Below are 10,589 nucleotides of genomic sequence, written 5' to 3' on the forward strand. Positions count from 1 at the left end.
TTTCCGACTCAGACGGCCCAGGAAACCATTGACAGTCTGGAAATGGTCCGACAGTTGTTTGCCAACGAGGTTTTACAGTCCGGATTTTGGCACCTTTTTGCCATGACTGCCCATGCACCGATCGGATTGGACCCCAAGGCCTATCAGGTCATCAAAACCGGTCCTGAGCCCGGGCTTTTTGCCGATAATGACCTGAGTCATGAGGACCCCATGGGTACGGATCATGAACGTTTCAGCGCAGGGTTAAAAAAGGCACTTTTCAATTATATGCATGGCATTTGCTTGGATTTTCCATTGCAGGAGTGGTTTGATTTTAGGGTACCTAAAACCAGTGTCTCTCCCCATTTTATTTATCAGGTTTTACAGGAAGAGGCACCTGAACCCTATAAGCCAAGCACCAAGCTTGTTTGGATAGGAGGCGAGTTGGATTATAGAACCTACACTTACCGCAAAAAAGGCAAGGAAAGGAAGGGCCATCAATTACTGTTTGATCACAAGACTGGCAGTTCTCAAATCAAGTTAGATGAAATGCATGCGCGTTGGTTGTTGGATATTCTTCCCCAAATTAAGTCTGATACAGATAGAAAACTGCTTACAATGAAAGATTTGGAGGAAAGTTACAGAAGCATACAAGGAGGAAATTGGGAGGAGTTTTTAGCTTCTGAAAGCTGGAATGCTTTGAGAGACGAAGGCTTGCTTTTAGTCTAGATGCTTAAAAATGAAAAACCCAACCTAGGAGATTGGGTTTTCACTCACTTTAACCACTAACAACCATAAAACAAATTCATCATGCTTCAAGCAATCCGAACGATGAAAAACATCAAATTTTTCGTAGTCGATACGGGAATATAAAACGCTACTGATTATCAAGTACTTATATACAAAGTAGGTCAAATAGTAGGTCAAAACCGTATGACTTTTTGATTTTTGCCCGTTATAGACTTAAATCGAGTGCAAAAGTAGAAATCATTTTAATAAAACAAAATGGTTTTGTTGGAATTATTCAAAAATAATCAATGGATTTTGATAAGGTTTTGGGTAAGAATTCATTAGAATTTGAAAAATATTTGCTGTGATCCTGAAGGCTTCCAGGATAAGCCATCCCCTGCCATACTTCAGGCCGTTGGGGATGGGGAAACAATGGGTAAGAAACTGGAGGCATGCAATAGGGAATGAAGGCAACCGGGCAACCGCTCCCGGATCTTCCAGGCTTTACCCCTGGCCTGATCGGTTCCGGTTTCAAATTAAATAAGCTTAGCCGGTATTGGATTGGTTCGCTGTGATCCTGAAGGCTTCCAGGCTAAGCCATCCCCTACCATACTTCAGGCCGTTAGGGATGGGAAACAGTGAATAAGAAACAAGAGGCCTGCAATAAGGAACGACGGAAACCGGCAACCGCTCTCCTTTATTTGCCCCATTTTGGGCCGTTCGGGATTGGGAAACAATAGATAAGGAACAAAAGGAATACATTAAGGAACGCTGGCAACGGCTCCCCCGCTTCAATTCATTATACTTTGTTTATTAAAAGTATGTAATCTTCATTTATTCGGGTATCACTTGAAACCCAATAGGAATTTTTATATCTGAAGGCTTTTAGAGTTTCTTTTTTGCCTTCATTTTTAACTAAAATATCATACTGATTAGAAGGGTCAAACCTATGAAAAAATATATCCTGTATCTCATTTGAAAAGATTGATTTTTCCTTTGTGAACCTGTAAGTGTTGAAATAATTGTAAACTGCTTTTGCCTGATCCCTGTTAAGGTCAAAAAACCAGGTATCAATTGATTTCTTTATAATGGAATATCTTAGGATTGTACCGGGGTTCCATGAGGACTCTATAAGAACCATTAATTCAAAATGATCTATTGTCATTGATTTTCATTTTGATAAACCTGCAAAAAATTACAGTAATGAAATAAAATAGATATTCATAGGGCTTTAGCATATTCTGTAAAGCATCCAAATAACTAAACGATTCTATCAACAAAGTTCCTATCATATCTAAGTAATTAAAAGTGGGGGACCTTCCCCCACTATTTCAACGAACCAACATTAGAAAGAACTAAACCCCTACACTTTCTAAAACGAACATTGAAATTCTGTATAGGAAATTATAATTTCCTTAGTTCCTTTTCCCATGATCTTAATGGTTTTTCACCTTTGGGGGATGACTTTTTACCTGGATCTTCTTCCCAGCTCCAAACTCTTCTTTTTGGCTTATCTTCAACCTTTAGAGGCATAGGGGAAATTACTGTTTTGGCTGCTGTTTTTTTGGCCTCAATGGTTTTTATCTGCCTTTTTAAATTTTCCACCTCAAAAATCAATTTTCCTACTTTGGAGTATATGAAAATATTACCAGGTGGGGTTTTTTCTTTACTTACAAGTTCTAAACTACTGTCTTTCTCAACCTCTTTTTGGTCAAGTGTAAGTTTGCTGTTTTTATGCAATAAGTTAAAGCCTGCTTTTTCATACAGGCCCCATTCAACTGAATTTTTCATAATCATTTAGATGTTGTTTCAAGTATCTTCAGTCTAGCCTTAAGTGATTCCATTTCAATCACCTTGGCCCCAAGATCCTCAATATTTTCCAAATCGGTTTTTTTATCAATGATACGTGAAACCATACCAGGGTTTAATCCGCATTCATTGACCAAGAAGGAAAACCCCACCTTGTGGGGCTCCTTCAGGCTGGACAATTGATCTGATCCTAACGGTATCAAATCGAATTTATCTTTCAATTCTTTTATGTATAACATTTCCATTATCCTAGCTTATTTTAAAATATCCAGTATTTTTATGTTATCCAAATTATCAAAAATTGAATTTCTATTTATGTATCCACTGGCCATATTCATTGTTAGTCCCATTTTTTGACCAAAAAGGGAAAAACCACACCTATACAACCAAAGTCCGCAATATTTTTCAACCTCTGAACGGCCCGATATTTTGATAGTGCAATAATTAAGAACCCTTTCTTCAGTATCCGGGTTGAATCCTTTTGGTGAAAGTTCTAATATTTCACTCAATGGGATAATTTTAAGAGCCACCCCGGCCCCGGAAATTTCCTTTTGAAGCTTTTCAAATGACTTAACCAAAGGGGCAAAATCCGGAAAGTTTACCATTTGCCTTAAGAATTCAATTTTGAAGTGTTTTTGTTGCTTGTCAATACCTTCCTGGATTATGTATTCATCCTGGATAACCTCTAAAAAATTTGATTTTGATTTTTGGTATTTAGCTAAATCAAAATCTTCTTTAAAGTGCTTTCCCCATTCAGTTTTGAAAGGAATTAAAGAATCAAATACCTTTTGGAGTTTGGAATAAATGGAGTTTGCAAGTTCCTTGTCCTGCCCAATCACAATAGAATCTATTGATTTGTCCAAGACTACTTTTGTAATTTCTGAAAGTGTCATAACTGTAATATTTGGTTTAGTTTAATTTTCTATGTTGGTAGGTCTAATTTCCTAAAATTGAGTTCAATTCTTTAGGACTTGTTATTTCAAACAGGTCATTAATTCAGCCTTTAGCTTCAGATATCCATATTTAGCATTCAGAATGTAATTTTTACCAGCCACCAAAACAACTATTTGGGATGTGCTAAAAAGTAAGTCCCCTATTCTAATATCAATAAATGATTGCTTTAGCTGTGATTGGGTTTTTAGTGGAATCATGAGGGTATTACCTTTATACCCCCCCTTCAGATTATTGGGAAATATCCTGATAAAAATTTCACCTTTTGGATAGTAACAACCTGTTTTGGAGTTGAAGCCGGATATATAAATCAATTTTGCCAAAAGGCCCTTTTCCCCGGCTCCCTCAATTAATGAAATTAGATTAACGGTATTCTTGATCGATTTCATTTTTATATTGTTTTATGCTTCGCAAAATGGCCGTTTTGCCTTTGTGCTTTTGGTTAAGAAAATCAACAAAGAATTTTTTTAAGTGAACAGTAAACTGCCTTCTTGTCTTGTACCAGTGATCCCCTATAAAACTCTTTCCATATCTATCAAAATATCTTCTAAAATGTGTTTGGTCATATTCCTCATCCGTAATATTATAGTATTCAAATGCCGTTCTTATGGCCTGAGTCCTGGAAACACCTGGTAAAAAACTGAGAACTGAGGTTAGTATTACCAAATCGTTTTTTGCGTATAGCTCAAAATAACGGCTAAGTTTCTTTTCGTTTTCCTCACTGATCCCATAAGTTAAATAGCCTTTAGGTAAAATAAATTCTATATAATCTTTATCCGGATTCTTTGGTATGTAAACATATCTTTCAAGGTCTTTTTCCAAAAATGATTTGATTGCAAAACCTAAATGATATTTATACATTTTTCTAAAATCCAAAAACCTATCATTCACCAATTTTTCAGAAAATTTTGATAGTATAAGGTTCTTAGCAAATGGGGGAACCGGAACCCTAAGAATGGCTAAATTTTTTTCCATACCTGTTTTTATTTTGGTTATGGAAAACTATTAGTTAGATGGCCCTTTTTTTAGGAACTGTTATTTTGAAAGAAATTTTCAAAAAAACCAGTGCAAAAAATGTTTTTCAAAACATTATAAATGTTTAAATATCAACATGTTATAAAACTTTGCAAAAATACCCCCTTAATCAATAAAAAGAGATAAACTAAATTTTCCCGACCGCATTACCGCCTGGCGACTTCCATTTTTAAAAATTAATGATATGTGAATGAAGTTTTCCAGCCCATCCCTTGCCATACTTCAGGCCGTTGGGGATGGGAAAGAATGGGTAAGGAACTGGAGACATTCAGTAGGGAATGAAGGCCAACGGGCAACAGCTCCCTGGTATTTTGCCCATCCCCCCAGTTGAAGTTTCCGGTTTCCAATTAAATAAGGGTTAGGCTATGGTTTAGGATCTGTAATGAAGGAAGGCCCCAGAGATAGGCCATACGCTTTCCCATCATACTTAAGGCCATTGGGGATGGGGAAAGGAGCTGAAGCACTGCAAGGCCTAGGGATCATGGAGGGCAACCGGGCAACCGTTCCCGGATCTTGCACGCTTTCCCCTGGCCTGATCGGTTCCGGTTTCAAATTAAATAAGCTTAGCCGGTATTGGATTGGTGCGCTGTGATCCTGAAGGCTTCCAGGCTAAGCCATCCCCTGCCATACTTTAGGCCGTTGGGGATGGGAAACAGTGGGTAAGTGGGAAAGAATCTGCAATAAGGAATGAAGGCAACTGGCAACGGCTCCCACTGCTTCCAGGCTTTCCTGCCGGACTGATCCGTTCCGGTATCCCATCATATAGGATGGACCGGATGGGATGGACAAGCTCTCATCCTGGAGGCTTCCAGGGTAGGCCGTCCCCAGCCATGCTTCAGGCCTTTGGGGATGGGAAAGGAGCTGAAGCACTGCAAGCCCTGGGATCATGGAGGGCCACCGGCAACCGCTCCCTGGTATTGAATGAAAATGTATTTTCAGTTGGGGGCCTCAGTACCCCAATTGAATTCAAAAAAACAGAATAGAATAAAAAAAACAGTCCCGATTCGTTTTGAAAGAACCGGGCCTGAATGAATATGGAAAGGCAATGGAAATACTATGCTTAGGAAAATATCGGGCCCCCCATACCTGGTACGAAGACCCCTCATATTTGGGAATTATAAAAGTATAAAAGACGCTTTAATCTGATTGGACACCTTTCATTTTATAGGATAGAATTATTTCAATCTGGATATAAAAAAAAGTGTTACTTCTGTTACCGTAAAAAAAACAGCTTTAAATGGTCGTTAAGGCCGTTTTTTACTTACTTTTTCGGTAACACACTTTTTTCAATTTGTTACTTTTATTTATTTAGTTTTTATATTTAGTAACAAAAGTAACTTCATGAATTTGATTTGTTACTTTTTTTTATTCAATCAAAACCCTTATTGCTGTTTAAAATCAACTATTTTTAGAGTAAAGTAACAAAAGTAACAAAAGTAACATATTTTCAATACTCAAAATAAATTACCTGTTTTCTGATTTTCTGAATTATTTAAATCATTGGTTTCAAAATCTAATTCTTGTTCACTTATCCAATCAGAAACAGTAAATACAAAAGGTCTCCCGGTACTGCTAATACTCCATTGAATTTCATTTGAATCACCTCCATTTTCCAAATCTTGTTTGAACGATACTGGGAAAGAATATTTCTCAGGCTTTTGTTTCCTTTTCATACCCTTTGAAGCAAGATAATCACTTAACTTTTTTGCATCTGGTTGAAATCTACTAAACAACCCGGATTCTTTTATTAGTTTAAGTATATCCTGAGTAGTATACTTTAATTCATAAACCTTATAAGTAAGAAATTGATCTTTGATCCAATCATCAAAAATTGATTCAAACTTATCTCTAGTATTTTTTATGATTTCATAGTATTGATCTGTTTTGATGTATTCATCATCAAACCATATCCTTGTTTCATCAGGATGAAAAATTTTTCTTTTTGATATATAATCAATCCATGCCGGAATTTCATTTTCAAGTTTTGATTTTAACTTATTATCTTCTTTGTCAAAACGTGGAACCTTTACAACAAACCATCTATTTTCCCCCTCATCAATTTTTATTACACTATCAGCAAAATTTGAACAGATTATAAGCTTTCCATACCATTTAATTTCTTTCGTATCAATTCCTTTTGCTTCAAGTTGAATAGTTGAAGCTGTTGCCATTTGCTTAAGCTTTTCTTTTTCCCGTTTAACCTCAACTGCTATTTGTCCCTCATCTAATCCAATAATATACTTCCAGGCATAATGTAAGTTAAATGATCCTTGAAGTCGATCCATTGCCATGATGGTTGCATTTTCACCATAGATCAACTTTAACCATTCTAAAAATGTAGTTTTTCCAGTTTTATTTTCCTTGGATACTAAAATTGGAACTGGTAATAATCTTTCAGGATATTGAAACTGAATGGTTAAATAATCTAATATTACACTGAAGGGATCCCCTAAAATATTCTTCTCTTCATATTGTTGGGTTTCTTCATTCCAATTGATTGATCCATCACCTCTAAACAAATGATTTAGAAGCTTTATAGTATTATCAAATCTTCCAGGTATAAAGTCATGTTGCAATGGATTCATTACATTATAAATAGTTCCCCCTGCATGAACTCTATTATAGGTTCCAGGCATCCAAGCCGGAAATACATCCATCTTATCATATTTTGGTATTTCAGAAATAAATGAAGGATATTTTTTTGAAATCCTCTTTTATTTCCTGTTTGCTCCATTTTTCGAGTGATGTAGATTCATTGCCATTTCTATCAATATGTTTTACATGCTTAAAATATGTTATTCCTATTCTAACATATTTTTCAGCTTCCTTATGGCCAAGCTTTTTTAAACCTTCTTCTTGCTTTTCATAAACAAGATTCTTGTAAACAAACTGTTTATCTCCTATTGAAAAACCATACCTTTTATAGAAATTTTCTACATGGTCCAGGCCGAATTCTTTATCTAGGTTTTTTGAAAATTGGTTTTCTGTTATATCAACCGTTTTGAAAAAATCAAATGCCTGGTTAAACTTCAACAATTGAGAAAAAATTTCCTTTCCATCATTAGGTTTGGAAATCAATATATCATCAAGGCCCTTAGTTTCATTGGTATTATATTCAGGCCTTAAAGCCATAAAGTAAACCTTATTGATTTGCTTTTGCTCAACTTGATTTGATATTTCTTCTCTAAAATTAGTTACTGCTGAACTGAATGCTTTCAACCTGGTTGTAAGCTCCTTTTCTTTCTCCCATTTAACAATAAATGTGTCAGCATCAGTTAGGAAAACAACATTTTCAACCTGACACTCAATCAAAATTTTTAGAATATCCTCATGAATCAAATTCCCATTTATTCCTCCCCCTTTAAATCCATGAATAGAGGGGATCCCTAAAAACTCTAAAGATTCAAAACCTTCAAGCTTACTTTTTTCAAACCAAGCTTTGAAAGCTTTAAATTCTCCTTCTACCAAGACTAAAGTTTTGATTTGCTCTTTAGTTAAGTATTTATTGAAAACTCCTGGTGTAATAAATGGGAATATTGAGCTTTTCTTTGGTTGTGAATACCTTTGAATTTCCTCTTTTCCATTCTTCAAAAAAGTGTAAGGTTTCTCTAGCCTTATCCGGTAAAAATGTTTTCCCCACTTTAATTCCTCTTCTCCTGGATTAATTCCATTCTTCCCATATGTATAATGGGAACCAAATAATGAAGGATAATTTATTTTAATACCTTTCTCTTCTTGCTCAAAATAAGTAAATTTTCTTGGTACATCAACTGCAACCCCATTGTCAAACATCGGGAATTGATGTGTTATATCGTTTTCGGAAAAGCCCAACTGGTTAAAGATCCTTTCATGAAAATAGCTGGGTTTAGTATCAATAGTTGGTTCCATAATCCTTACTTTTCAAGTGAATCAATTTCAACCAAATTCCTTATGTACTCGGAAAGAGTTTGGCCTTTCTTTTCGCTTTGCTTAATCATCATGGCCTTTATTTCCGGTGAAATTCTCAAAGTCCATTTGATGGATTTCGTTTTTCTTCTTTTTGCTAATAATAAATTATTCATGTTTTATATGGTTTGTTCGGGCTAAAGTCGGTACAATAGAAATTAAAAAAAGCGACGTTGATTTTTGGAAAGGTATTAAAATACCCAGTGGAGAAACCCCACCGGGTAAGTTTTACAATAACCGATCAATCTATAAGCAATATTTTGCAGTCTTTATGAAGCTTTGCGCTTATTACCAATTCCCTCACTGTGGGATAATATCCGTTAAGGCCTCCATGAGATTTATTATAAAAGATAAAACCCTGTGATTCCTTTAGAATGTGGTAAACATAGTTTTCCAAATGGCCTTTGACTTCGCATCTGATCCTGTCAAAATTGCCATCAGTAACCAAGTTTTCATTAGTCAATGAAACTTGAATATTGATTTCCTTCATACTCTCAATTGACAACGGTTTTCCTTAGCTCGTTCCTGATTTCATCCAGGTTAGGGCTTAGGGAATTCCTTAGTACATTGATGAAAAATAATCTGTCGCAAAGTGTTTGATTGATTCCATGATAGGAACCATGGTGTAAAATGTCCTGGCTTGAAAGATCCAGGGATTGAATAAAAGATTCCAAAAGACAAACGTCATTTTTGGGGATTATGCAAACCACCTTCCCAAGTGTTTTGCTGTCTTTTGGGGGCTCCCAGCTTAGGCACTTATCCAGCCATTTGAGAAAATAGATATTGCCTGCCTGCCCTTGTTGGATCGGTGCAAAGGGTTCCTTGCACAAATAGAAGTCAATCACTGAGTGGATGGCTTCAGAATAAACCTGAAGATCACTTTTAGGGCCATTCTGAATTACTGCCCTTAACTTGTTGTTTTCAATTAAAATTGCCATTTTTGTTTTGGTTTTAGTTGTATCACATTTGTTTAATAAATAATTAAAGCCACCAGGAAACGGGACCCCCATCCCGTTTTTTTTATACCTGGTAGAATCCATCAAAGAACCTTTGAACCTCTTTTTCATGGATAAACATCTTTTTTCCTAGAATTTTTGAAGCGAAGGAATCCCCCTTTTTCTTCGCCACCTGTTGCATCTTCTGAATGTAGTAATGGGATTTAATCCCGGTTGCCTCCTTGAATTCATCCAGGGAAAGCCATTCAGATTTTGGAATTTTGGAATTCAGATTTTTTAAATCCTCTATCCCCTGTTCAATAATCCTAAGTCTTTTATCTAAAACCTCCGGATTAATTACTGGAATTTGTTGTATCATATCGTAATATGTTTTTTTGTTGCTAACAAATTAAAACGAAATTACGCAATAAAAAAAATCAATGCGAACATTTTTTTAATCCAAACTGAAATTTTTAAAAATCGAGGTTATTTCTAAGCTAAGTTGCTCAATAAAAAGGTTTTTAAGTGATTTCCTTTCATCATCTGATAAAAAATTAACTTCAAACAAAGAATCAACTTTTGAAGTATTAAAACAATCGGTCAAGAAGTAAAATTTAGATTTGTTATTCATTCTTTGGTTAAAAAGAAGTCTTGGAAGTAAAAAATAAAGCTTTAATAATTCATGTGAATAAAGATCTTTAAAGCTTTTTGGGCTTATTTCTTCTATACTTTCAATAAAATTATCAAAGTAGTATGGGTACAAAATATTTAAATAATTTGTGGTTTTATTATAACCCTTTGAATTAAAAAACTTAATAGTTAATTCTTTTAATTCATGCATTATAAAATTATCTACTGAATCAGATAAATGCGAAAATGCCGGACTTGATAAAAATTTCAAATCAAAATCATTCATGCTGTATTTTTCATAAAGAATTTTACACTGATTCAATAAATTTATATCCTCACTAATTAAATATTCATAATCAATATCTTCTCTGTTTAGAAAAAAATCAAGATTTAACATTCCTTTTCGCCCATGATACATTTTTATAGTTGTATCTAAAACATCAAGTGAATAGCTTTTAACCTTTGTGTTTTTTCTATTATATGTGATCAAAAGATACAAAGAAGAAAGGTTTTGATGGTTCTTCTTAATTTTCTTTAAATCTTCACCGTAAACGCCTTTAATCGTTAGCTTTTTTT

14 protein-coding genes and 1 pseudogene are annotated in these 10,589 nt (G+C 34.9%); 3 read left to right on the forward strand and 12 right to left on the reverse strand.

Features of this window, described 5'->3' with window-relative positions:
* Window positions 1-708, forward strand: a pseudogene (locus tag B879_RS18720) (radical SAM protein); the annotation flags it as partial.
* A 799-nt stretch (window positions 709-1,507) separates the two neighbouring features.
* On the opposite strand, the gene B879_RS18735 reads toward B879_RS18720, so the two are convergent.
* The 5 genes from B879_RS18735 to B879_RS18760 all read right to left on the reverse strand — a co-directional run bounded on the left by B879_RS18735 (window position 1,508) and on the right by B879_RS18760 (window position 4,443).
* Window positions 1,508-1,873: a hypothetical protein gene (locus tag B879_RS18735; protein ID WP_009186784.1), complete on the reverse strand. Its 366-nt coding sequence runs from the start codon at window positions 1,871-1,873 to the stop codon at window positions 1,508-1,510.
* A 239-nt stretch (window positions 1,874-2,112) separates the two neighbouring features.
* Window positions 2,113-2,505: a hypothetical protein gene (locus B879_RS18740; RefSeq protein WP_040401213.1), complete on the reverse strand. Its 393-nt coding sequence runs from the start codon at window positions 2,503-2,505 to the stop codon at window positions 2,113-2,115.
* Window positions 2,502-2,762 carry a hypothetical protein gene (locus B879_RS18745; RefSeq protein WP_009186788.1) on the reverse strand — a complete coding sequence of 87 codons (261 nt, stop codon included), beginning with the start codon at window positions 2,760-2,762 and terminating at the stop codon, window positions 2,502-2,504. The genes B879_RS18740 and B879_RS18745 overlap by 4 nt, the downstream gene beginning before the upstream one ends.
* 9 nt (window positions 2,763-2,771) lie before the next feature.
* The gene (locus tag B879_RS18750; protein ID WP_009186789.1) at window positions 2,772-3,410 is read right to left on the reverse strand and encodes a hypothetical protein; all 639 of its coding nucleotides are present in this window, start codon (window positions 3,408-3,410) and stop codon (window positions 2,772-2,774) included.
* A 421-nt stretch (window positions 3,411-3,831) separates the two neighbouring features.
* Window positions 3,832-4,443, reverse strand: coding sequence for a hypothetical protein (locus B879_RS18760; RefSeq protein ID WP_009186791.1), 612 nt, complete (start codon window positions 4,441-4,443; stop codon window positions 3,832-3,834).
* Window positions 4,444-4,693: 250 nt separating this feature from the next.
* Here B879_RS18760 and B879_RS22710 point away from each other — a divergent pair, with 250 nt between their 5' ends.
* Together B879_RS22710 and B879_RS18765 are read left to right on the forward strand one after the other, a co-directional pair.
* The gene (locus tag B879_RS22710) at window positions 4,694-4,834 is read left to right on the forward strand and encodes a hypothetical protein (RefSeq protein ID WP_157231717.1); all 141 of its coding nucleotides are present in this window, start codon (window positions 4,694-4,696) and stop codon (window positions 4,832-4,834) included.
* A gap of 51 nt (window positions 4,835-4,885) precedes the next feature.
* Window positions 4,886-5,095 (forward strand): hypothetical protein, encoded by a 210-nt coding sequence (locus B879_RS18765; protein ID WP_040401215.1) that lies wholly within the window; start codon window positions 4,886-4,888, stop codon window positions 5,093-5,095.
* A gap of 17 nt (window positions 5,096-5,112) precedes the next feature.
* On the opposite strand, the gene B879_RS22715 is transcribed toward B879_RS18765, so the two are convergent.
* From B879_RS22715 to B879_RS18795, 7 genes are all read right to left on the reverse strand, one after another.
* A complete protein-coding gene (locus tag B879_RS22715; protein ID WP_157231719.1) occupies window positions 5,113-5,391 on the reverse strand; it encodes a hypothetical protein in 279 nt (92 codons plus the stop codon).
* A 566-nt stretch (window positions 5,392-5,957) separates the two neighbouring features.
* Window positions 5,958-7,160 carry a primase-helicase family protein gene (locus B879_RS18770; protein WP_009186794.1) on the reverse strand — a complete coding sequence of 401 codons (1,203 nt, stop codon included), beginning with the start codon at window positions 7,158-7,160 and terminating at the stop codon, window positions 5,958-5,960.
* Between the two features lie 19 nt (window positions 7,161-7,179).
* Window positions 7,180-8,391 carry a hypothetical protein gene (locus B879_RS18775; protein ID WP_009186795.1) on the reverse strand — a complete coding sequence of 404 codons (1,212 nt, stop codon included), beginning with the start codon at window positions 8,389-8,391 and terminating at the stop codon, window positions 7,180-7,182.
* Window positions 8,392-8,396: 5 nt separating this feature from the next.
* Window positions 8,397-8,564 (reverse strand): hypothetical protein, encoded by a 168-nt coding sequence (locus B879_RS22720; protein ID WP_009186796.1) that lies wholly within the window; start codon window positions 8,562-8,564, stop codon window positions 8,397-8,399.
* A gap of 378 nt (window positions 8,565-8,942) precedes the next feature.
* Window positions 8,943-9,386, reverse strand: a complete 444-nt coding sequence (locus B879_RS18785; RefSeq protein ID WP_157231721.1) for a hypothetical protein — start codon at window positions 9,384-9,386, stop codon at window positions 8,943-8,945.
* An 82-nt stretch (window positions 9,387-9,468) separates the two neighbouring features.
* Window positions 9,469-9,762 carry a hypothetical protein gene (locus B879_RS18790; RefSeq protein WP_009186802.1) on the reverse strand — a complete coding sequence of 98 codons (294 nt, stop codon included), beginning with the start codon at window positions 9,760-9,762 and terminating at the stop codon, window positions 9,469-9,471.
* A gap of 75 nt (window positions 9,763-9,837) precedes the next feature.
* Window positions 9,838-10,589 (reverse strand): hypothetical protein (locus B879_RS18795; protein WP_040401221.1); only part of this gene is annotated, 752 nt, incomplete at its 5' end.

Source organism: Cecembia lonarensis LW9, from assembly GCF_000298295.1.
Classification (GTDB): Bacteria; Bacteroidota; Bacteroidia; order Cytophagales; family Cyclobacteriaceae; genus Cecembia; species Cecembia lonarensis.